We start from the raw sequence: 21,217 nt of genomic DNA on the forward strand, positions 1-21,217 counted from the left end.
CCCACTTCTTTGCGGTGGTCGGTGAGACCTGGAAGCGTTCGGCGGCCCGCCGGATGGACCAGTGGTCGTCGACGATCGAACTCGCGAGCTTCAATCGTCCCTTAGGGGTGAGGGAGGCGTTAGCGTGGGACACGAGGACCTCTCGGTTGTCGGTGCAGTTGTGGTAACCACACCGATACCGGAGGTCCTCACCTCTCTGTTGTCGCCACGCCGTCCACAACGTCCCTGGCCATTACAGCTAGATCACCAGATGCGGACGCGCTGCTGCGGATCGAGGTAGAGCGCGTCCTGCTCTGTCACCTCGAAGGCCTCGTGGAAGCTGTCGAGGTTGCGGACCACGCCGTTGCATCGGAACTCGGGCGGCGAGTGCGGATCGATGGACAGGCGGCGCAGCGCCTCCGCGTCCCGCGCCTTGGTGCGCCACACCTGCGCCCAACCGAAGAAGACACGTTGGAGCCCTGTCAGGCCGTCGATCTCCGGGGCCGCGGAGCCGTTCAGTGAGATCTTGTACGCCTCGACGGCGATCGACAGACCACCGAGGTCGCCGATGTTCTCGCCGATCGTGAACTTCCCGTTGACGTGGTGTCCGGGAAGGGCTTTCGGCTCGAACGAGTCGTACTGCTCGATCAGCGCCGTGGTGCGCTTGCCGAACTCGCTGCGATCACTGTCGGTCCACCAGTCGACGAGGTTGCCGTCACCGTCGTACTTGGCTCCCTGGTCGTCGAATCCGTGGCCGATCTCGTGTCCGATGACCGCACCGATTCCGCCGTAGTTCGCGGCGTCGTCGGCGTTCGGGTCGAAGAACGGGGGCTGCAGGATCGCGGCGGGGAACACGATCTCGTTCATGCCCGGGTTGTAGTAGGCGTTGACGGTCTGCGGGGTCATGAACCACTCGCCGCGGTCCACCGGACCACCGAGCTTGTCCAGATCGCGCTGGTACTCGGCCTCGTAGCCGCGGCGGTAGTTGCCCACCACGTCCGACGGGTCGATCATCAGCGAGGAGTAGTCCCGCCAGGTGTCCGGGTAGCCGATCTTCGGGGTGAACTTGTCGAGCTTCGCCAGCGCGGCCGTCCGCGTCTCCGGGCTCATCCACTCGAGGTCGGAGATGTTGCGCCGGTACGCCTCGACGAGGTTGGCCACCAGTTCCTGCATGCGCGTCCGCGAATCGGCCGGGAAGTGCTTCTGTACGTACAGCTTTCCCACCGCCTCGCCCATCAGATCCTGTACGAGGGAGACGCCACGCTTCCAGCGCTCGCGGTTGGTCTCGGTTCCCGTCAGCGTGCGGCCGTAGAAGGCGAAGTTCTCGTCGACGATCGCGGACGTCAGGTACGGCGCGCGGGAGTGGAGGATGCGCCAGGTGGCCCAGGCCTTCCAGTCGTCGAGGCTGCGCGTCGACCACAGCTCCGCGAACGTGGTGAGGAACTCGGGCTGGCGGACGACGATCTCGGCGAAGTGACGGTCCGCGTCGGCGCCGAGGCCCTCGATCCAGGCGCCCCACTCGAAGCCGGGCGCGTCCGCTCGCAGCGACGCGAGCGTCGTCAGGTTGTAGGAGAGATCGGCGTCGCGGCGCTTCACCACGTCCCAGTGGCCCGCCGCCAGGGCGGTCTCGAGATCGAGGACGCTCGCTGCGGAACGGGTCACGCCCGCGAGGGCGAACATGGCGCCGATGTGCTCGGCGTACTGCTCGCGAACCTGTGCGTGCTCGTCCTCCCGGTAGTACGACTCGTCGGGGAGGCCGAGGCCGGACTGCGAGAAGTGGACGAGGTAGCGGTCCGATTTCTTCGAGTCGGTGTCGACGTAGTGCGCGACCGCGCCGCCGACACCGGTGCGCTGCAGAGTGCCGAGTACGCGGGCGAGCGCCTCGCTGTCGGTGGCGTGGGCCACCGCCGCGAGCTCGTCGGCGATCGGCGCGGTGCCGGCCGCCTCGATGGCGTCGGCGTCCAGGAAGCTGCTGTAGAGGTCACCGATCTTCGCGGCGTCCGAGCCGGGCGCCGGGCTGGAGTCCGCCGCGACCTGGATGATGTCGCGGACGTGCTCCTCGGCCCGGTCGTACAGTGTCCGGAACGCGCCGTCGACGGCGCGGTCGGCCGGGATGTCGTACTCGGCCAGCCAGCGGCCGTTGACGTGCTCGAAGAGATCGTCCTGCGCTCTGGTGGCGGCGTCGACGAACTTCAGGTCCAGGCCCGAGGGCCGTGCGAGTGATGAGTCCGAGGTCATGCCTCCATCCTGACAGGCCGGACGAGATGCGCGGGGTCGACGGGGCATTACGCTGGTCCGCGCAGGGTCACGTTGTCGACGAGAGAATTCGGGGTAACCGAGGCTCATGTCCACGGAACAGCACAGCATCGACGAGCCCGTCGCGCCGCCACCCCTCGACGAGGGCGCCCTCCTCGGCGCACTCGCCGCCTGGCTGCCGGAACAGCGGTGGTTCTCCGCCAAGGGTCACACCGTCACCGGAGTGCATCTGCTCACGCGGGAGACGCTGGCCACCACGTCCGAGCTCGTGGTCGAGCACGTGCTCGTGCGGGTGGACCTCGAGGGCACCGAGCCCCAGATCTTCCAGGTGCCCCTCGGTGTCCGAGCCTCGGTGGACGAGGACCTCGACCCGTGGGTCGTCACTCGGGACGGCGGCGCGGTGGTGTTCGACGCCCTGCGTGATCCCGATGCCATCTCGGTCTACTCCGACCTCCTGGCCACCGGCGGGACCGGCGAGGTGCGCTTCCTGGCGATGCCGGGCAGCGACCTGCAGACCGGCCTGCGCGGAAAGGTGCTGGGCGCCGAACAGTCGAACACGTCGGTCATCCTGGGCGACCACCATCTGCTGAAGATCTTCCGGCGCGTCACGATCGGCATCAATCCCGACGTGGAGCTGCACCGGGCGTTGGGCCAGGCGGGGTGCGAGAACGTCGCGCCGCTGCGCGGATGGATGGAAGCGGACATCGACCACACCGAGACGACCCTCGCCATGGCGCAGGACTTCGTGGCGGGATCCACCGAGGGGTGGACCACCGCGCAGGCCAGCGTGCGGGACGTCCTGGCCAGCGGTGACGTGACGACGTCCGACTTCACGAGCGAGGCCCGCGAGCTGGGCCGCGCCGTCGCCTCCGTGCACGCCGATCTCGCGTCGGTGCTGGGCACGTCCCTGGCGCCGGCGGCCGGTACGGCGGCCGACATCTCCGCTCGCGTGGAGACGGCACTGCCGGTGATCGCCGACCTGGAGCAGTACCTCCCGCGCATCCGGGCCCTGATCGACCAGGCAGCGGGCACGGGCGGCATCGACACCCAGCGCATCCACGGTGACCTGCATCTGGGGCAGGTGCTCCGCACGTCGGAGCGGTGGGTCCTCATCGACTTCGAGGGCGAACCGTCGAAGACGTTCGAGGAGCGGCGCACTCCGGACAGCACGCTGCGCGACGTGGCAGGGATGATCCGCTCTTTCGACTACGCCGCCATGAGCCACGTCGTCGAGATCGAGGATTCGCAGGAACGGGCGCGACTCGAGCCCGTGGCGCGGGAGTGGGTGGAGCGCAACGTGTCCGCATTCTGCGACGGCTACACCGAGGTGGCGGGACACGACCCGCGCATCTCGTGGGCGCTGCTGCGAGCGTACGAGCTGGACAAGGCCGTGTACGAGGCTGTCTACGAGGCGCGCAACCGCCCGACCTGGCTCTCGATCCCCCTGCACGCCATCGAGCGGCTCGTCGCGGAGTGACCTCGCGGACGGTCGCCGTGCTGAGGGCGGCCGGATGCGTGTTCGCCGAGGACGAGGCAGCTCTGCTGAACGGCGAGGCTCCGGACGAGAGCACGCTGGCCGACTGGATCGCGCGCCGTGTCGCCGGGGAGCCGCTCGAGTACATCGTGGGGTGGGCGCAGTTCCACGGGGGCCGCGTGCTCGTCGAGCCCGGCGTCTTCGTGCCGCGCCGACGGACCGAGGCCATGGTGGACGCGGCGCTCGACCGACTCGGCACCGGCGTGCTGCTCGATCTGTGCTGCGGCTCGGGTGCCGTGGCCGCCGCGGTGGTGCGCTCGGCGCCGGGGTCCACGGTGTACGCCTCCGACATCGACCCGGTGGCGGTGGCGTGCGCTCGTCGAAACCTGCCGGGCTGCACGGTCTTCGAGAGCGACACCTTCGCCGCGATACCGACGCACCTGCGCCACGGGATCGCCGTCGTCACCGCCAACACGCCGTACGTTCCCTCGTCGGCCATCGAGACGATGCCGCCCGAGGCGCGGGATCACGAACCCCGCGTCACCCTCGACGGTGGACCGGACGGACTGGACGTCCAGCGCCGCGTGGCTGCACAGGCACGCGACTGGCTGGCACCCGGCGGATCACTGATCGTGGAGGCGTCCGCGGCCCAGGCCGACACGGTGCGACAGATCTTCGCTGCCGCCGGTCTGGAGCCGACGGTGGTACACGACGAGGACCGGGACGCCACCATGGTGATCGGGCGAGGGACGCTCGATCAGGGCTGACCGAACCGCCCGGACTGGAAGTCCTCGAACGCCTGGAGCACCTCGGCCTTGGTGTTCATGACGAACGGCCCGGCCATCGCGACGGGCTCGCGGATCGGCTCGCCTCCGAGAACGAACATCTCCATCGACTCGGTGCCCTCGGCGGCGGCGAAGGTCAAGGTGTCGCCCGAGCCGTAGACCGTGGTCTGACCTGTGCGTACGGGCCGCCGCTCGGTGCCGACGGTGCCGGATCCGCCCAACACGTAGGCGATGGCGTTGTAGCGCGCGTTCCAGGGCAGGGTCACCGAGGCACCCGGGGCGACGGTGACGTGGGACAGCGTGATCGGCGTGTAGGTCGATCCCGGTCCCTGGTGGCCGTCCATCTCGCCGGCGATGACGCGCACCAGCGCGCCGCCGTCCGGGCTCGAGAGCAGAGCGACCTCGCGGCCGGTGATGTCCTGGTACCGCGGCGCCGCCATCTTGTTGCTGCGCGGGAGGTTGACCCACAGCTGCACGCCGTGGAACAGCCCGCCCGAGACGACGAGGTGCTCCGGCGGGGCCTCGATGTGCAGGATGCCGCTGCCCGCGGTCATCCACTGGGTGTCGCCGCCGGTGATGGAACCGCCACCGCCGTGCGAGTCCTGGTGGTCCATTATCCCGTCGATCATGTAGGTGACCGTCTCGAAGCCGCGGTGCGGGTGCCACGGTGTGCCCTTGGGCTCGCCCGGCGCGTAGTTCACCTCGCCCATCTGGTCCATGTGGATGAAGGGGTCGAGGTACTTCATGTCGACGCCCGCGAAGGCACGTCGGACCGGGAACCCCTCGCCCTCGTAGCCGGTGGGGGCGGTGGTGACGGCGCGGACCGGCCGGTCCGCCGAGCCTGGCTGCGGCGTGGAGATGCGGGGGAGCGCGAGAACGTTGTCGACGGTCACTGCGGGCATGTCGGCCTCCTGGGATAAAGTTGACGAATCAACTACTTGCCCGGCTCAACCGCGAGGGGCCCGTCCTTGTTCCCCGGCCGGATCCACGTGCAGATCGAACCAGTCGAGGGTGCGCGACCACGCGTCGTACGCAGCCCGTTCGTTGTAGACGGCGGGTCGATCGTTGCAGTGGAAGCCGTGCTCGGCGTCGGGATAGCGGGCGATGCGAGTGTCCACCTGCGCGTCGGTGACGGCAGCGTTCAGCGCATCGACGTCGTCGACCGGGATCCCGGTGTCGAGGTCGCCGAAGAACCCGTGCCACGGCGTTCGCAGTGCCGTGGCGCCGTCGAGCAGCGGCGGGTAGCCGAAGCGACCCTCGCGGATGCCGCCGCCGTAGAACGTGGCCGCGGCACCGAGTGGACGCCGCACCGCCGTCTCGAAGGCGACGGTGCCGCCCATGCAGAACCCGACGATCGCGCACCCGCTCGGTCCGTAGCCGTACCCGGCCAACTCGTCGAACGCGGCATCGACGTCCTGGTCGATCTCCTCGGCCTTCAGAGCGCCGATGAGGTCCATCGCGGTGCTCATGTCGTCGTACGACACCACCGGATCACCGGCCCGGTGGAAGAGATGCGGGGCCACGGCGATCCATCCCGCCGAGGCGAAGCGGCCGCAGACCTCCGCGATGTGGTCGGTCACGCCGAACGCCTCCTGGACGACGACGACACCGCCTCGTATCGGACCTTCCGGGACGCGTGTGGTGAAAGTGATGGCCATCCCACCATCAGATCACGAGAATTTCGGTGTTCCATGTGTGAACTGTGTGAAAAGGGGAAACCGCGCCGAGGAACCAGCAGGAGGCTGCCATGACATCGACCCTGAACAACCCCGGAGCAGCGACGCCGCAGGAGCCGGCCGGGCCGCCGCCGACGTTCGAGGTCGGTGCGCGGGTACGCACCCGGCACTCGATCGACCGCGACTCGGATCCGACGACGTGGCCTCTCGAGACGGGATCGATCGTCGAGGACTTCGCCGACTTCGTGGACTCGTCGTCCGTGGGTCGGGACTGGGCCGTGGCGCACCGGTGGGCGGTGGCCCTGGACAACGGGTGCCTGGTGTTCCGCGACACCGACGACCTCGAGGCCGCCGGCGACCTGACCTCTGCCGCCGAGACGTCAGCGCGGAAGCAGTAGCACCAGCACGGTCACGCCGGCGATGACGATGGCCGCGCGGAACGGTGTCCGTCCGCTGCTCGTCGACGCGATCCATGCGGCGACGACCACGACGGCCAGAGCGGCTCCGCCCGCTGCGGTCGACACCCCGGTGCGCCCGAGAGCCCCGCTCCCCACGACCCCCACGATCGATGCGGTGACGAGCACCCCCGCGGCGAGTGGAGCGACCACGCGAGCAGGGAGTCGGTGTGCCAGCCCGCGGACTCCCGTCGCCGTGTCGTCGGCGATGTCGGGCAGCACGTTGACCAGGTGGGCGCCGAAGCCGAGCAGCGCCCCTACCGTGATCATCCACCATGGCGGCATCGCGTCGGCCACGGTGAGCGAGACGACCACGGGCGCCGATCCGAACGCGACGGTGTACGGCAGCCACGACACGACGGTGGATTTCAGACCCACGTTGTAGGCGAGGGCCGACCCGACTCCCAGCACGAGGTGCACCGCACCCGGGACGACGCCGCACAGCATCGAGAACACCACGCAGACCACCGCCGCGACCGCGACGCTCACCCGCACGGTGGCGGGGTCGAGGCGGCCGACGGCGAGCGGTTTGTCCGTGCGGCCGACCGCGGTGTCCCGCGGGGCGTCGATCAGATCGTTGGTCCAACCGACGATCAGTTGCCCGCTCAGCACCGCCACGACCACGACGACGAGGAGCCCCGCCGAGGGTGGGCCGATGCTGACCGACAGCAGTGCGACGAACGTCGTGACCGCGGCGGCGGGGCCGGGGTGGGAGGCGACGAGGAGAGCGGAGAGTCGACTGCCCATGTACCGGAACAGTACTCAGCTGGCGCGAGCGTCCTCGCGTGCCGGGGCTCCCGCGTCCCGCTCCCGGCGGGCGTCCTCGAGCACGACGAGCCTGCCGAGTGCCGTGCGCGCGTGCATCTGCTGCTGCGTGACGGTCAGCTGGGTGCGCGCTCGGCCGAGGAACGTCCACGTCCAGTTGAAGACGGTGGTGAGTCGGCTCTTGAATCCGACGATGTAGACGAGGTGCACCGCGAGCCACATCAGCCATGCCAGGAAGCCGGTGATCTTGACGGGTCCCACCTGCGCCACGGCCGAGAATCGCGTCACGGTCGCCATGCTGCCCTTGTCCCGGTAGCGGAACGGGGTGCGCTCGGGGCGCGGTGTGTCGGTGGCAGCGGCGCGGACGTCGGCAGTGATGCACCGCGCGGCGTAGCGGCCGCCCTGGATCGCCACCTGGGCGACGCCGGGGAGCTTGTCGCGCGCCATCATGTCGCCGACCACGAAGACCTCGGGGTGGCCCGGCAGTGTCAGATCGGCCTCGACGAGCACGCGGCCCGCGCGGTCCACCTCGGCCCCGGACTTCGCCGCGAGCTGTGCCGCGAGCGGGCTCGCGGAGACACCGGCCGACCAGACCTTGCAGGAGGACTCGATGCGGCGCTCGGTGCCGTCGCTGTCGCGGACAGATAATCCGTCGGCGTCGACGTCGGTGACCGCGGCGCCCAGCTCGACCTCGACGCCGACCTTCTCGAGACGTCGTCGAGCATTCTCGCCCAGCGAGTCGGCGAAGGGCGGCAACACCTTCGGGGCCGCGTCGAGCAGAATCACGCGGGCGTCGCGGCTGTCGATCGTGCGGAACGTTCCGGCGAGGGTGCGGCGCGAGAGCTCGGCGATCTGGCCCGCCATCTCGACACCCGTGGGGCCGGCGCCGACGACGACGAACGTGAGCAGCCGGGCGCGCTCGACGGGGTCGGTGGTGAGTTCGGCGGCGTCGAACGCGTTCATGATGCGCCCGCGCAGCTCGAGGGCGTCGTCGAGCGTCTTCATGCCGGGGGCGAACTCGGCGAAGTGATCGTTGCCGAAGTAGGACTGGCCGGCGCCCGCGGCGACGACGAGGCTGTCGTACGGAGTGACGGTGACGCGGCCACGGCTGACCGAGACGACGGTGCGCGCCTCGAGGTCCACCTCCGTGACGTCGCCGAGCACGACGGCGGCATTCGCCTGGTTCTTGAGGATGAGACGGGTGGAGGGCGCGATCTCGCCCTCGGAGAGGATCCCGGTGGCCACCTGGTAGAGCAACGGCTGGAAGAGGTGGTGCGCGGTGCGCGCCACGATCGTCACGTCGACGTCGCTGCGGCGCAGGGCCTTGGTCGCGAACAGGCCGCCGAATCCGGAGCCGACGACGACGACGCGGTGCGGGGCTGTGGTGGTGGTCACGGTGCCCGTTCCTCTCACTTCACGTGGCCGACCTGCGGGTCCGCCTCCGACGGGGTTTCCGTCTGTGACCCAGACCATACACGGCGCGCTCGATTTGTCAGAACAAATAGGTGGAACAGGGCGAACGCCTACGATTCGAGCATGGATCGCCCCGTGGTCGCCCTCGAGAACGCCGACGCCGTGTACGAGTACTACCGGGAGCATCAGCAGAATCGACGCGTCACGCGGCTCGCCTACGGGGCTCTCGCCGGACGGTTCCGACCCCGCGTCCGGTACGGCGACGGTGCTCGCGAACGCCTCCGCGCCCTCATCTACGACGACACGCGGTTCATCCTGGCCGTGAACCACGTCAGCGAGACCGACCCGTACACGGTCGCCGCCGCCGCGTGGTCCAGCGCGCTGCGACCCGTCATCGGCCGCACCCGCGTCCTGGCCAAGGACGAGCTGTTCGTCGAGACCGAACCGAACCGCCCGCGGACCCGCCGCATCGCCGAGCGGACGTCGCAACGACGTCGCATCGAGATGATGGGCGGCATCCCGGTGTTCCGCAGCCGCGACCACGGTCTGCGCGCCGTGTCTCGGGCCGGCAATCTCATGATGGACGTGTGTGCCGAAAGGCTTTCTCGTGGTGACGATCTCGCGATCTTCCCGGAGGGCACGTGCAACGACGGTGATCCGACGGTGCTCCAGCACGTCGGGAGCGGGATCGGGCACATCGTCGCGCGCGCACGGACTCGCGGCGTCGAACCGAGGCTCGTGGTGATGGGGCTGCACTACGGACCGCCGCCCGGCAGGTACCGCTCGGCGAGCGTGCACATCGACGTGCCGGACATCGTGCTCCCCGACAAGCCGGTCTCCATCGCGCGCACCGTCGCCGAGTACCTTCAGGTGGCCGTGGAGTTGTCGGTCCGCCAGTACTGACTGGTGTTTTTGTCCGGTCGGACCGAAATGTCATGTGCTGCATCGTTGTTCACATTCGGTTCGGCTCCTGCTCGCCTGCCGTGCGCCTGACGTCGAGGTGACGGGAGCAGCGTCGTCTCCATGGTGGAGAACGCACTGAATCCGGCCGGGGAGATCGTCGACACAGGAGTCCCCGCCCACATCGCGGCGAACGCTTCCATCGCCGAGCAGCACGACTGGCACCTGAGCAATCTCCGTCGCCATCGGGTGTCCCGTCGCAACTTCCTCGTGGGTGCTGCCGCCGTCGCCGCGGCGGCCGGGGTGGGAAACCCCGGTTGGAATCGCGTCGCCTACGCGCAGGACGCGCCGCTGACCGTCGGAGGACGGCATCTCTCCTTCGGCTCCGACGCCGCGACGCAGCTCCGGTTCTCGGCGCAGCTCTCCCGCAATCCCGGACTCACCGGGGTGTTTCTCGACCACGGTCCGACCCCGGCACTGGGCGCCACGACGTCGGCCGAGGTGCGCAACCTGGTGAGCCAGGTACCGCGGTCCGACGGCGGCATCCTGGCGGCCGAGCAGTTCTACGTGCACGTTCCGGTGGACGGGCTTACTCCGCGTCTTCCGCACTACTACCGGTGGCGCACCGCCGACGGCTACGTCAGCGATGTCCGCAGTGCCGCACCGGCTCTGCCGCCGGGCCGGCTCGCGCCGTTCCGGTTCACGATGATGGGAGATCAAGGCGTCGACGAGACGCCGACCCAGCCTCCCGGCCTGAAGCCCGGTGACTACGACGATCTGTACTACAAGCCCGACAACGAGCCGTCGGCCAAGCACGCGGCCAACATCGTGCGCCAGATCGCCGACTCGCGGCCCGACTTCCACATCCTCGCGGGCGACATCGCGTACGCGGACCCGTCGGGACAGGGCCGCACTCCTCGCTTCGTACCCAGTGGCGGCACCGTCGACAAGGCCTTCGACAAGTTCAACCCGTACGTCTGGGACGGCTACCTCGCGGCGATCGAGCAGAGCGCGGCGTCGACGCCCTGGCTCTTCGCGACCGGAAATCACGACATGGAGGCGCTGTACGGGCCGAACGGATACGGCGGCCACGCAGCACGATTGGACCAGCCGGACAACGGCCCCGCCGGGTGCCCGTCGGTCTACTCGTTCGTCCACGGCAACGTCGCCGTGCTCTCGCTCGACGCCAACGACGTCTCGAACGAGATCCGCGCGAACACGGGCTACAGCGGCGGACGTCAGACGGGATGGGTGGAGTCGACCCTGGCGCGCTACCGGGCCGATCCGGCCGTCGACTTCATCGTCTGCTTCTTCCACCACTGCGCGTACTCGACGACGAAGGACCACGCGAGCGACGGCGGCGTCCGCAGTGCGTGGGCGGGGCTCTTCGACCGGTACCACGTCGATGTGGTGCTGCAGGCGCACAACCACGTGTTCGAGCGGTCCGATCCGATCCGCGGCGGCTCGCCGACCCGCGTCGCCGGTGACCGGTCGGAGGTCACCTCGGTCTCGGACGGCACCGTCTACTACACGGTGGGCGGCGGTGGGCGCCCGCGTTACGGGTTCCAGGACGGCGAACCCGAGAGCTACCGCGGCAACGAGGTGGCCGACACGTCGGTGCCGAACAGCTACGTCGTCGCCGCGGACGGTTCGAAGGTGCCCGAGTCGCTCACCTGGTCACGGGTGCGATTCCGCAACTATTCGTTCGTCCGCGCGGACGTGACGCCCGGGATCCCCGGCATCACACCGAGTCGGATGCGCATCTCCGCGGTCGACGAGTACGGGCGGGAGTTCGACGAGGTCACCTTCCGTCGCGAGCTGCCGCTCGCGTTCGGCAGCTAGCTGCCGGCCATGTGACCGTCGGCAGCTAGCTGCCGGCCATGTGACCGTCGGCAGCTAGCTGCCGGCCATGTGACCGTCGGCAGCTAGCTGCCGGCGATGTTCACCATCCAGCCGATCCCGAACCGGTCGGTGAGTATCCCGAAGGTGTCGCCCCACGGGGCCGTCTCGAGCGGGACGCCGAGGGTGCCGCCCGCGGCGAGCGCGTCCCAGTAGCCGCGCAGTTCTGGCTCGTCGTCGCCGCTCAGGGACACCGTGCCGTTGGTGCTCACCTCCATCGACGACGGAGTGTCGGCGCCCATCAGCGTGAAGCCGCTCAGGGTGTCGAGCTGACCGTGCATGACGTTGCCCGACTCGGACTCCTCGACGGGCATGCCCGAGTCACCGAACGTCGACAGCGTGAGTTCTCCGCCGAACACGGTGCGATAGAACTCCATCGCTTCCCGCGCCGTGTCCCGGAACGACAGGTACGGATTCAGTCGGGTCGTCATGGTGAGCCTCTTTCTCGAGCAGGGGTGGTCCGCCGACTCCTGTGACTTGATAGAAAGAGTGGGAGCCGCGGGGTTTCGGGGCCGAGATGAGAAAGAGGGTAGTCGTGAGCGAGCAGGTCAGGACAGCAATCGTCACGGGAAGTGCGCGAGGAATCGGTGCCGCCGTCGCCCGACGTCTCGCCGCGGACGGCTTCGGTGTCGCCGTCGTCGATCTCGACGAGGCGGCGTGTGCCGGCACGGTCGACGCGATCACCGCAGCCGGTGGTCAGGCCATCGCCGTCGGCGCGAACGTCGCGGACGAGCAGTCGGTCGTCTCTGCGGTCGAGCGCATCGCCACCGACTTCGGGGCGCCCACGGTGCTGGTGAACAACGCCGGCATCCTGCGCGACAATCTTCTCTTCAAGATGTCGGTCGACGACTGGGACGCCGTGCTCGGCGTGCATCTGCGCGGATCGTTCCTCATGTCCCGCGAGGTGCAGAAGCATCAGGTCGAGGCCAAGTGGGGACGCATCGTCAACCTGTCGTCCACCTCGGCGCTGGGCAACCGCGGTCAGGCCAACTACGCGGCCGCCAAGGCCGGCATGCAGGGCTTCACCAAGACCCTCGCCATCGAGCTGGGCCGCTACAACGTCACCGTCAACGCGATCGCACCCGGCTTCATCGAGACGGAGATGACGGCGGCGACGGCCGAGCGCGTCGGCGTGCCGTTCGAGGACTTCAAGAAGGGTGCCGCGTCGCAGATCCCGGTCAACCGCATCGGTCAGCCCGAGGACATCGCCCACACGGCATCCTTCTTCTGCAGTGAGGGTGCAGGATTCGTGTCCGGCCAGGTCGTGTACGTCGCGGGCGGGCCGAAAGACTGACGTGAAGTTGCTGCTGCTCGCCGACACCCACGTCCCCACCCGCGCGCGGGATCTGCCCGCCGCGGTGTGGGACGCGGTGGACGCGGCCGACCTGGTGGTGCACGCGGGTGACTGGATGGCGCCGTCATTGCTGGACGCGCTCGAGGAACGGTCGACCGATCTGCTCGCCTGCTGGGGCAACAACGACGGTGACGATCTCCGTGCGCGGTTGCCGGAGGTCGCACGGCGGACGGTGGAGGGTGTGCGCATGGTCGTCACGCACGAGACAGGGGCGAAGGGGGGACGGGAGAAGCGGATGGACGCGCAGTTCCCGGACACCGACCTGCTCGTGTTCGGGCACAGCCACATTCCGTGGGACACGCTGTCCTCCAACGGGATGCGCCTGCTCAACCCGGGCTCGCCGACCGACCGTCGGCGGCAACCGCACTGCACCTACATGACGCTGACCCTGAGCGGCGGTGCCGTCTCGGACGTCGTGGTGCACGAGCTGTGACGCGCATCGACGCCTGGACGTGGTCGGTGCGGCTGTTCAAGACGCGCTCCGCCGCCGCGTCGGCGTGCCGCGGCGGACACGTGAAGATCAACGGCAGTGCCGCCAAGCCGGCGCAGCACGTGGTGCCCGGTGACGAGGTACGCATCCGCGCAGGGGGATTCGAGAAGATCGTCGAGGTCACTCAGCTCGTGAACAAGCGAGTGGGAGCCCCGGCCGCGGTGGCGTGCTACATCGACCGGAGCCCGCCCCCACCGCCACGGGAACTGTTCGCCGCAGTGCCCGTTCGCGATCGCGGAGCCGGGAGGCCGACGAAGCGGGACCGGCGCGAGATCGACCGGTTGCGGGCGGCACCGCCGAGCGAGTGACGCACGGCGGTCCCGCCACCGGCGTCAGCGCAGCAGTGCTCGCGACATGACGACGCGCTGGATCTGGTTGGTGCCCTCGTAGATCTGCGTGATCTTGGCGTCACGCATCATGCGCTCGACCGGGAAGTCGCGCGTGTAGCCGGCGCCACCGAAGAGCTGCACCGCGTCGGTGGTCACCTTCATGGCGACGTCCGAGGCGAAGCACTTGGAGGCGGCGGAGATGAAGCCGAGGTTCTTCTCGCCGCGCTCGGCGCGAGCGGCTGCCGAGTACACCATGAGGCGGGCCGCCTCGATCTCCATCGCCATGTCGGCGAGCATGAACTCGACGCCCTGGAACGTGCTGATGGCCTTGCCGAACTGCTTGCGGTCCTTGGTGTACGCGATGGCCGCGTCGAGAGCGCCCTGCGCGATGCCGACGGCCTGCGCGCCGATGGTGGGACGGGTGTGGTCGAGCGTCGCGAGTGCCGTCTTGAAGCCGGTGCCGGGCTCACCGATGATGCGGTCTCCGGGGATGCGGCAGTTCTCGAAGTACAGCTCGCGGGTGGGGCTGCCCTTGATGCCGAGCTTGCGCTCCTTCTCGCCGACAGAGAAGCCCTCGTCGTCCTTGTGCACCATGAACGCCGAGATGCCGTTGGCCTTCTTCTCGGGATCGGTGACGGCCATGACGGTGTACCAGGTCGACTTGCCGGCGTTGGTGATCCACGCCTTCGAGCCGTTCAGGATCCAGTCGTCGCCGTCCGCCTTGGCGCGGGTCTTCATGCCGGCGGCGTCGGAGCCCGCCTCACGCTCGGACAGTCCGTAGGAGGCCATCTCGCCCTCGGCGATGGAGGGCAGCACCTTCTGCTTGAGGTCCTCGTTGCCGCTGAGGATGAGGCCCATGGTGCCGAGCTTGTTCACGGCGGGGATAAGGGAGGAGGAACCGCACACGCGGGCGACCTCCTCGATCACCATGCAGGCCGCGACGGAGTCGGCGCCCTGGCCGCCGTACTCCTCGGGAATGTGCACCGCGTTGAAGCCGGAGGCGTTGAGAGCCTTCAGTGCCTCCTCGGGGAAGCGCTCCTGCTCGTCGACCTCGGTGGCGTACGGCGCGATCTCCTTCTCGGAGAGTGCGCGGATGGCCTCGCGGAGCTCGTTGTGCTCGTCGGCGAGCTGGAAGAGGTCGAAGCTGGGGTTGCCGGCCATGGGATGTCCGTTCGTCGTGGTGAGAGGGTCGTGGCACTCGGTGCCACGGAATGTGGCCAGCGTACCGGACCGACCGGCCGGTGACCATGGCTGCGTGGCACTTGGTGTCACTGGTCACGTGTGGGTGCTCCGGACCCGTACCGTCCGTCCCTTATTCTGGTGGTCGTGCACCACCAGGCGACGACCCGTGCGCCGGGTGCCCGGGCAGTCGGCGCGCGCAGGCCGGGCCACCGCGTCGATCTGGACGGTCTCCGCGGGCTGGCGATCGCCCTCGTGGTCGTCTTCCACATCTGGTTCGGCAGGGTCTCGGGCGGTGTCGACGTCTTCCTCGTCCTGTCCGGCTTCTTCTTCACGTCGATGGTGCTGCGCCGCGTCGAGCGAGCCGACGGTCCGGTCCTGCGGCCCCTCGTCGTCCGCACCGCCCGACGCCTGTACCCCGCGGCGGTGGTGGTGTTCGGCGCGGTGGCCCTCTGGACCGTGTGGGACAGACCCTTCACGATGTGGGACGCGACGACGCGGCAGCTCCTCGCGTCGCTGGCGTACGTCCAGAACTGGGAGCTCGCGCGGACCGCGTCCGACTACGCGGCGGCCGATCTGTCGGTCAGTCCGCTCCAGCACCTGTGGTCGATGTCCGTGCAGGTGCAGTTCTACGTCGGTGTCACGGCCGTGGTGTTCCTCGTCGCCGCGGCGTGCCGTCGGTGTGGTCGTCGGGACCTGACCACACCGGTGCTGGTGTCGGTGCTCGCGGTCGCCGCCGCGGTGTCGTTCACCTATGCGGCCGACATCGGCCGCACCCACCAGGGGTGGGCCTACTACGACACCGGGGCGCGGACGTGGGAACTCGCTGTCGGCGCGATCGCCGGGCTGGTGATCGGTCGAGCGGTGCTGCCGGCCGCGCTACGGGCCGCGGCCGCCGTCGTCGGACTTGCCGCACTGGTGGGCTGTGGGTTCCTCGTCGACGGTGCGGCGCAGTTCCCCGGTCCTGCCGCGCTGGTGCCGGTCGGGGCCGCGATGCTGCTGGTGCTTGCCGGTGCGGGTGCTCCCGAGTCACGAGCACCGGCCGTGACCCGTGCTCTCGAGTCCCGCCCACTGCAGTTCCTCGGCTCCATCGCCTACCCGCTGTACCTGTGGCACTGGCCGATCCTCATCGCGGTGCTCGGAACCGGGCACTCGGTGACCGTGGTGACGGGATCCGCCGTGGTGGTCGTCTCGATCGCCCTGGCCGTCGCCACACGCTCGTGGGTGGAGGAGCCGGTGCACCGTCGGGGCGCGGGCCGCGGCGTCCTCACCGCCCTGGTGACCGTCGGAGCGATCGGCCTCGCCGCGGCGAGCGCGACCTGGCAGGGCTACCTCGATCGAGCGACGGCCCAGCCGACCGCCGACGTGAGCTCCGACGATCGCTACCCGGGGGCGCTCGCGCTCGTCGACGGTGTTCCCGTGCCGGACGCTCCGATGCGACCCACCGTGCTCGATGCGGACCTGGACCTGCCGCAGTCGACGCTGGACGGCTGCATCGCGGACATGACGCAGCGCGAGGTGATCTCGTGCGTGTACGGCGATCCCGACGCGACGCGCACCCTTGCCGTGGCCGGGGGATCGCATGCCGAGCACTGGCTCCCCGCACTCGACCGGATCGGCCGGGATCGCGGGTTCGCCGTGGTGACCTACCTCAAGATGGGGTGCCCGCTCGACATCGGCGAGCCGCTCCTGGTGGATCTGCCCTACCCGGACTGCCGGGACTGGTCCTCGGACGTGCTCGACATCCTCGCGTCGGACCGCCCCGACTGGGTGTTCACCACCTCGACGCGGCCGAGCCCCACGGAGTTCGGCGACGTCACACCCGACGCGTACCTCGACGTCTGGGCACGCTTCTCCGCGCTCGCTCTTCCCGTCGTGGCCGTGCGGGACACTCCGTGGCTCAGCCGGGAGGGCGTCCCGTATCGCGCCGCGGACTGCCTTGCCGACGGCGGCGACAGCGAGTCGTGCGGACTGCCGCGCAGCGAGGTCCTGTCCGAGATCGATCCGGCCCGCGCCGCGTCGCTGCCGTTCCCCTCGGTGGTTCCCGTCGACTTCTCCGATGCGGTCTGCGGTCCCGACGTGTGTCGCGTCGTCGAAGGAAACGTGCTGGTCTACCACGATTCCCACCACCTGTCGGCGACGTACGTCCGGTCGCTCGTGCCGGTGGTCGACAGCACGCTCGGCGAGGTCACGGGGTGGTGGTGAGACCGTCCCCGAAGTGCTGTGCGAGCAGGGTCGTGACGTCGGCGACCGACGTCCCCGGCGGCAACACGAGTGCGGTGGGCCGGTCTCCCGCGGTGTCGGTGACGAACCGCCGCTTCACCGCCCCGAGGGCGCGCCGGACGTCCTCGACCTCCACTCGGGCCCCGTCGCGAAGCCACGTACGCAGCAGGTAGTTGTGCGTCGCCGTGACCGCGGCGGCGAACTGCACCAGGGAGAGCGGCTCCTGCGTCGGGGCGCCGCGGCGCAGGGTGTCGACGAAGACGCGCTCGTACCGCAGCACCATCACCAGTTCGCGCTCGCGCAGGGCGGGCACCGTCTGCAGGACGCGGTAGCGGCGACGGGTGGTGTCCGGCGTGCCGGAGAACCGGGCGAACACGCGCGCGGCGGCCTCGCACACGGCGTCGTACGGGTCGAGGTCGGTCGTTCCCAGGAAGTCCTGCACATGGGCGAGGGTGGCGTCGTGGTCGAGGAAGACCACGTCCTCCTTGGACCGGAACTGCCGGAAGAACGTGCGGCGCGACAGCCCCGCGCTCTCCGCGATCTGGTCGACCGTGGTGGCCTCGTACCCCTTGCTCTCGAAGAGCTCCAGCGCCGCACCCATGACCTCGAGGCGAAACCGGGCGTCCTCGGTTTCTCGCGGTTCGTCGTGGGCGGCCATGGCTTCACGGTAGCGTGAACTGCTCGGACCGGTGAGCTGCCGGAACGCACGTGACGGTGAAGGGACGAGGTCGTGGCGTTGGTGATGGGTGTCGATTCGTCCACCCAGTCGTGCAAAATCGTTGTTCGGGACGCGGATTCCGGTGAGCTGGTCCGCCACGGTCGGGCCGGCCATCCCGACGGCACCGAGATCGACCCGGCCCGGTGGCACGAGGCTCTCGAGACCGCTCTCGCGGACGCCGGTGGAATGGACGGCGTCGACGCGGTCTCCGTCGGAGCGCAGCAGCACGGCATGGTGTGTCTCGACGAGGCGGGCGAGACCGTCCGACCGGCGTTGCTGTGGAACGACACTCGCTCCGCCGAGTCGGCGCGCGACCTGGTGACCGAGCTGGGTGGAGGCCAGGAGTGGGCCGACGCCGTGGGCGTGGTGCCGGTCGCGTCCATCACCGCGGCAAAGCTGCGGTGGCTCGCGGATCACGAGCCGGAGAACGCCGATCGCACTGCGGCAGTCTGTCTTCCGCACGACTGGCTGTCCTGGCGCCTCGGCGGTGCTCGTGGACTCGACGCCCTGGCCACGGATCGGGGTGACGCCAGCGGCACGGGATACTTCTCGGCGGCCACGAACGAGTACCGCGTCGATCTGCTCGGTCTCGCGCTACGCGGGCGCACCCCGCACGTGCCCACCGTGGCGGCGCCCTCGACACGGATCGGCACGACTCCCGGAGGCGCGGCCATCGGGCCCGGAACCGGTGACAATGCCGCTGCGGCACTGGCTCTGGATGCCGGCGAGGGTGACCTGGTGGTCTCCATCGGCACGTCCGGTGTCGTCTCGGCCGTGTCCGCCGTGGCTCCTCGCGACCCGTCGGGACTGGTGGCCGGCTTCGCCGACGCCACCGGTCGTCAACTGCCTCTCGTCTGCACGCTGAACGCCGCGCGCGTGCTCGATGCGACCGCGCGCCTGCTCGGCGTCGACCACGACGAGCTGTCGCGGCTCGCGCTGTCCACGGAGAGCCGGGGACTGGTCATGGTGCCGTACCTCGAGGGTGAGCGCGCACCGAACAGGCCCGGCGCGACCGGCGCGATTCATGGCCTGCGCCTGGGTAATTCGACCCCGGCGCACCTCGCGCGCGCCGCGATCGAGGGTCTGCTGTGCAGTCTCGCCGACGGGATCGACCACCTGGTGGCGCAGGGTGCGACCGTGTCGCGAGTGCTGCTCGTCGGCGGGGGCGCGAAATCCGAGGCGGTGCGCGTCCTCGCGCCGGGAGTCTTCGGCATGCCCGTCGACGTCCCGCCGCCCGGTGAGTACGTGGCCGACGGGGCCGCGCGCCAGGCGGCCTGGGTGCTGTCCGGCGGGGCCGAACCGCCCACCTGGGCCGCGGCGGACATTCCCCGGTACGAGGCGGACCCGACCCCGGCGGTGCGCGAACGCTACGCCGAGGTGCGGGACCTGACGGAGGGTGCCGGGTAGGTCAGCGCCCCGTGGCGTTCGACTCGTCGTCGGCGTGGGTCATGGCAGCGAGGTGCATCTCGTCGACGGTGGCCGAGTCGGGTGTGTAGTCGACTCTGTCCGACTTCGCCAGCACGCCCTCCATGTGCGCGATGTACGCCATCTGCATGATCTTCGTCGGCTCCTCCTCGAAGAGGCGGGCGTACGCATCCTGCCGGGCGTCACCCGTAAGCTGGCCGGCCGCGGCGATCTCCGCGTCGAACTCCGGTGTTCCGTAGGCACTCTGGAATCCGTCACTCGTGAAGTACTGGTCGACGGTGAAGGCCGAGTCACCCGCCTGGTTGCCGTGCTGGATGACCAGGAGGTACGGGCCGGCGTCGGGGGGGAAGGGGCGCTCCTGGTACTGCGACGTACCGGCCGAGTCCATCATCTCGATCGAGATGTTCATGCCCAGTTCGGACAGTGCGTTCTGGACGACCTCGAGGGTCTCGTTGACCTTCGGGAACTGACCGGTACGGCCGATCAGTCGGATCTTCGCATCGACCGGCACGCCGTCCGCTCGTGCCTCGTCGAGCAGTGCTCGCGCCTTCTCCGTGTCGTACGGCCACGCCTCGAGATCGTCGTCGTACCCGACGACTCCCGGCGAGACCAACTGGGCCGCCGGGCGTCCCAGATCGCGAAAGAGGGCGTGCACGATGCCGTTCCGGTTGATGGAATAGTTGATCGCCTGCCGCACACGGATGTCGTCCAGGGGAGGCTCCTCCACCTGGATCCGAACCGCGGTGGTCTCGTTGTTCGGGTAGGCCACACCCAGGTCCCCGGCACCGTCCTCCGGTCCGATACCGGTCGCGATGTCGGCCTCGTCTCCCGAGACCATCGACGCGCGGATGCTGCCTTCGCTGCGCCACTGGTAGACGGCACGGGCGAACTCCGGCCGAGGCCCCCAGTACCGATCGTTGCGCACCAGGGTCAGCCGCTGGCCGTAGTCCCAGGTGTCGAGAGCGAACGGTCCGGTGCCGACCGGTTCCCGCTCGCGTTCCGTGATGCTGGCGGTGCGTGGGACCATCTCCACGAACGAGATCCGCAGCGGGAGGATGGGATCCGGGTTCGGCGCTGCCACCGTCAGGGTCAGCGGATCGACGACGGCCACGGTCAGATCGGCGTCGCCGAAGACGTATCCCTCGACGTTGCATCCGATGTCGGAGTTCACGGTGCGCTCGATGGAGTGCGCGGCGTCCGCGGCCTCGAACGGTCGACCGTCGCTGAAGGTGACTCCGGGGTGCAGACGGAACGTCCACTGGCGGTCGGAGTTCTGTTCCCAGGAGTCGGCAAGCTTGGGTTCGAGATCACCGGTGGTGGGGTTCCGCTCCATGAGAGGTTCGGTGATGTTCGACCGCGTGACGACGCCGATCGAGGTCTGCGAGACGTCGCACGCCTCGAGCGTCGGGGGTTCCTGACTCAGGACGATGCGCAGGGTGTCCGGATCGGTGACCGAGCTGCGGTCCGTGTTGGCCACGGAGCACGCCGAGGCGGTGAGCGCGAGGACGAGCACGCCTGCGAGCGTCCCGGATCGGTGTCGCGGTGCAGGGCTCATGTCGACCTCCGGGTATGACGTCCGAGTGGACGGGGGATTCGAGTGACACCGGACAGGTGGGCTGTGGTGATCGGATCCTGTGACGGTGGACACAACGTAGGAGCGGTTGTCGAGGTCGTCAACGGCGTCGAGCCGTCGTCGAGACCGTCCGCGTCACCATCGAGGCGACGACGCCGACGCCGCTCGAGTCACCCACCTGCGGCGATACGTGGTCAGAGATCGACCGGTCCGGATCGTGAACCGACACATGCGATTTCCGCATCGTTCGATGCCGATGTGGTGCGACCGGAGCGCCACTCGTCGGGACATGCAGTGATGCTCGGTCGGCATCGACCGATGCGA

At 69.4% G+C, this 21,217-nt stretch carries 19 protein-coding genes and 1 pseudogene; 10 read left to right on the plus strand and 10 right to left on the minus strand.

Features of this window, described 5'->3' with window-relative positions; all coding sequences use genetic code 11:
* Together BR07_RS26650 and BR07_RS0114885 are read right to left on the minus strand one after the other, a co-directional pair.
* Nucleotides 1-133 (minus strand): annotated as a pseudogene (locus BR07_RS26650) (leucine zipper domain-containing protein); the annotation flags it as partial.
* Between the two features lie 110 nt (nt 134-243).
* Nucleotides 244-2,217: a M13 family metallopeptidase gene (locus tag BR07_RS0114885; RefSeq protein WP_027506129.1), complete on the minus strand. Its 1,974-nt coding sequence runs from the start codon at nt 2,215-2,217 to the stop codon at nt 244-246.
* Nucleotides 2,218-2,323: 106 nt separating this feature from the next.
* Between BR07_RS0114885 and BR07_RS0114890 the strand changes: the two genes are divergently transcribed.
* Together BR07_RS0114890 and BR07_RS0114895 are read left to right on the plus strand one after the other, a co-directional pair.
* The gene (locus tag BR07_RS0114890) at nt 2,324-3,712 is read left to right on the plus strand and encodes a maltokinase N-terminal cap-like domain-containing protein (RefSeq protein WP_155957049.1); all 1,389 of its coding nucleotides are present in this window, start codon (nt 2,324-2,326) and stop codon (nt 3,710-3,712) included.
* A complete protein-coding gene (locus BR07_RS0114895) occupies nt 3,709-4,476 on the plus strand; it encodes a putative protein N(5)-glutamine methyltransferase (RefSeq protein ID WP_027506131.1) in 768 nt (255 codons plus the stop codon). The genes BR07_RS0114890 and BR07_RS0114895 overlap by 4 nt, the downstream gene beginning before the upstream one ends.
* Here the strand turns inward: BR07_RS0114895 and BR07_RS0114900 are convergent.
* On the minus strand, nt 4,467-5,396 hold the full coding sequence (locus tag BR07_RS0114900; RefSeq protein ID WP_027506132.1) for a pirin family protein: 930 nt from the start codon (nt 5,394-5,396) through the stop codon (nt 4,467-4,469). The genes BR07_RS0114895 and BR07_RS0114900 overlap by 10 nt on opposite strands.
* A 45-nt stretch (nt 5,397-5,441) precedes the next feature.
* Nucleotides 5,442-6,152 (minus strand): dienelactone hydrolase family protein, encoded by a 711-nt coding sequence (locus BR07_RS0114905; protein ID WP_027506133.1) that lies wholly within the window; start codon nt 6,150-6,152, stop codon nt 5,442-5,444.
* An 89-nt stretch (nt 6,153-6,241) separates the two neighbouring features.
* On the opposite strand from BR07_RS0114905, the gene BR07_RS24745 reads away from it, so the two are divergent.
* Nucleotides 6,242-6,568: a hypothetical protein gene (locus tag BR07_RS24745; RefSeq protein WP_051613433.1), complete on the plus strand. Its 327-nt coding sequence runs from the start codon at nt 6,242-6,244 to the stop codon at nt 6,566-6,568.
* On the opposite strand, the gene BR07_RS0114915 is transcribed toward BR07_RS24745, so the two are convergent.
* Nucleotides 6,551-7,372, minus strand: a complete 822-nt coding sequence (locus BR07_RS0114915) for a UbiA family prenyltransferase (protein ID WP_037186078.1) — start codon at nt 7,370-7,372, stop codon at nt 6,551-6,553. The two genes, BR07_RS24745 and BR07_RS0114915, sit on opposite strands and share 18 nt — an antisense overlap.
* A gap of 15 nt (nt 7,373-7,387) precedes the next feature.
* On the minus strand, nt 7,388-8,785 hold the full coding sequence (locus tag BR07_RS0114920; RefSeq protein WP_027506135.1) for an NAD(P)/FAD-dependent oxidoreductase: 1,398 nt from the start codon (nt 8,783-8,785) through the stop codon (nt 7,388-7,390).
* A gap of 141 nt (nt 8,786-8,926) precedes the next feature.
* On the opposite strand from BR07_RS0114920, the gene BR07_RS0114925 reads away from it, so the two are divergent.
* Together BR07_RS0114925 and BR07_RS0114930 are read left to right on the plus strand one after the other, a co-directional pair.
* The gene (locus tag BR07_RS0114925) at nt 8,927-9,706 is read left to right on the plus strand and encodes a lysophospholipid acyltransferase family protein (RefSeq protein WP_027506136.1); all 780 of its coding nucleotides are present in this window, start codon (nt 8,927-8,929) and stop codon (nt 9,704-9,706) included.
* Between the two features lie 120 nt (nt 9,707-9,826).
* Complete coding sequence (locus BR07_RS0114930; RefSeq protein WP_027506137.1) at nt 9,827-11,545, plus strand: metallophosphoesterase family protein; 1,719 nt, start codon at nt 9,827-9,829, stop codon at nt 11,543-11,545.
* Between the two features lie 83 nt (nt 11,546-11,628).
* Here BR07_RS0114930 and BR07_RS0114935 read toward each other — a convergent pair whose 3' ends face one another.
* On the minus strand, nt 11,629-12,033 hold the full coding sequence (locus tag BR07_RS0114935; RefSeq protein WP_027506138.1) for a VOC family protein: 405 nt from the start codon (nt 12,031-12,033) through the stop codon (nt 11,629-11,631).
* Between the two features lie 104 nt (nt 12,034-12,137).
* Between BR07_RS0114935 and BR07_RS0114940 the strand changes: the two genes are divergently transcribed.
* Genes BR07_RS0114940 through BR07_RS0114950 form a run of 3 tightly spaced genes read left to right on the plus strand, consistent with a single transcriptional unit; the run spans nt 12,138 to nt 13,754 of the window.
* Nucleotides 12,138-12,896, plus strand: a complete 759-nt coding sequence (locus BR07_RS0114940) for an SDR family oxidoreductase (protein WP_027506139.1) — start codon at nt 12,138-12,140, stop codon at nt 12,894-12,896.
* Nucleotide 12,897: 1 nt separating this feature from the next.
* Complete coding sequence (locus BR07_RS0114945; protein WP_027506140.1) at nt 12,898-13,389, plus strand: metallophosphoesterase family protein; 492 nt, start codon at nt 12,898-12,900, stop codon at nt 13,387-13,389.
* Nucleotides 13,386-13,754, plus strand: a complete 369-nt coding sequence (locus tag BR07_RS0114950) for an RNA-binding S4 domain-containing protein (protein WP_027506141.1) — start codon at nt 13,386-13,388, stop codon at nt 13,752-13,754. Before BR07_RS0114945 ends, BR07_RS0114950 begins: the two co-directional genes overlap by 4 nt.
* A 24-nt stretch (nt 13,755-13,778) precedes the next feature.
* Here BR07_RS0114950 and BR07_RS0114955 read toward each other — a convergent pair whose 3' ends face one another.
* Nucleotides 13,779-14,936, minus strand: coding sequence for an acyl-CoA dehydrogenase (locus BR07_RS0114955; protein WP_027506142.1), 1,158 nt, complete (start codon nt 14,934-14,936; stop codon nt 13,779-13,781).
* A 165-nt stretch (nt 14,937-15,101) separates the two neighbouring features.
* Here BR07_RS0114955 and BR07_RS0114960 point away from each other — a divergent pair, with 165 nt between their 5' ends.
* Nucleotides 15,102-17,159 carry an acyltransferase family protein gene (locus BR07_RS0114960; RefSeq protein WP_051613470.1) on the plus strand — a complete coding sequence of 686 codons (2,058 nt, stop codon included), beginning with the start codon at nt 15,102-15,104 and terminating at the stop codon, nt 17,157-17,159.
* On the opposite strand, the gene BR07_RS0114965 is transcribed toward BR07_RS0114960, so the two are convergent.
* Nucleotides 17,143-17,835 (minus strand): TetR family transcriptional regulator, encoded by a 693-nt coding sequence (locus BR07_RS0114965; RefSeq protein WP_027506144.1) that lies wholly within the window; start codon nt 17,833-17,835, stop codon nt 17,143-17,145. The genes BR07_RS0114960 and BR07_RS0114965 overlap by 17 nt on opposite strands.
* Nucleotides 17,836-17,907: 72 nt before the next feature.
* On the opposite strand from BR07_RS0114965, the gene BR07_RS0114970 reads away from it, so the two are divergent.
* A complete protein-coding gene (locus BR07_RS0114970; protein WP_027506145.1) occupies nt 17,908-19,302 on the plus strand; it encodes a xylulokinase in 1,395 nt (464 codons plus the stop codon).
* Between the two features lies 1 nt (nt 19,303).
* Here BR07_RS0114970 and BR07_RS0114975 read toward each other — a convergent pair whose 3' ends face one another.
* Complete coding sequence (locus tag BR07_RS0114975; protein WP_027506146.1) at nt 19,304-20,875, minus strand: ABC transporter substrate-binding protein; 1,572 nt, start codon at nt 20,873-20,875, stop codon at nt 19,304-19,306.
* Nucleotides 20,876-21,217 lie beyond the last annotated feature (342 nt).

Origin of the sequence: Rhodococcus sp. UNC23MFCrub1.1, from assembly GCF_000686025.1 — a bacterium.
GTDB lineage: Bacteria > Actinomycetota > Actinomycetes > Mycobacteriales > Mycobacteriaceae > Rhodococcoides.

What these genes read in the sequence shown, in the direction of transcription:
- BR07_RS0114885 (WP_027506129.1), bottom strand. Translation starts at nt 2,217, where the DNA reads ATGACCTCGGACTCATCACTCGCACGGCCCTCGGGCCTGGACCTGAAG.
- BR07_RS0114890 (WP_155957049.1), top strand. Translation starts at nt 2,324, where the DNA reads ATGTCCACGGAACAGCACAGCATCGACGAGCCCGTCGCGCCGCCACCC.
- BR07_RS0114900 (WP_027506132.1), bottom strand. Translation starts at nt 5,396, where the DNA reads ATGCCCGCAGTGACCGTCGACAACGTTCTCGCGCTCCCCCGCATCTCC.
- BR07_RS0114905 (WP_027506133.1), bottom strand. Translation starts at nt 6,152, where the DNA reads ATGGCCATCACTTTCACCACACGCGTCCCGGAAGGTCCGATACGAGGC.
- BR07_RS24745 (WP_051613433.1), top strand. Translation starts at nt 6,242, where the DNA reads ATGACATCGACCCTGAACAACCCCGGAGCAGCGACGCCGCAGGAGCCG.
- BR07_RS0114915 (WP_037186078.1), bottom strand. Translation starts at nt 7,372, where the DNA reads ATGGGCAGTCGACTCTCCGCTCTCCTCGTCGCCTCCCACCCCGGCCCC.
- BR07_RS0114925 (WP_027506136.1), top strand. Translation starts at nt 8,927, where the DNA reads ATGGATCGCCCCGTGGTCGCCCTCGAGAACGCCGACGCCGTGTACGAG.
- BR07_RS0114930 (WP_027506137.1), top strand. Translation starts at nt 9,827, where the DNA reads ATGGTGGAGAACGCACTGAATCCGGCCGGGGAGATCGTCGACACAGGA.
- BR07_RS0114935 (WP_027506138.1), bottom strand. Translation starts at nt 12,033, where the DNA reads ATGACGACCCGACTGAATCCGTACCTGTCGTTCCGGGACACGGCGCGG.
- BR07_RS0114955 (WP_027506142.1), bottom strand. Translation starts at nt 14,936, where the DNA reads ATGGCCGGCAACCCCAGCTTCGACCTCTTCCAGCTCGCCGACGAGCAC.
- BR07_RS0114965 (WP_027506144.1), bottom strand. Translation starts at nt 17,835, where the DNA reads ATGGCCGCCCACGACGAACCGCGAGAAACCGAGGACGCCCGGTTTCGC.
- BR07_RS0114975 (WP_027506146.1), bottom strand. Translation starts at nt 20,875, where the DNA reads ATGAGCCCTGCACCGCGACACCGATCCGGGACGCTCGCAGGCGTGCTC.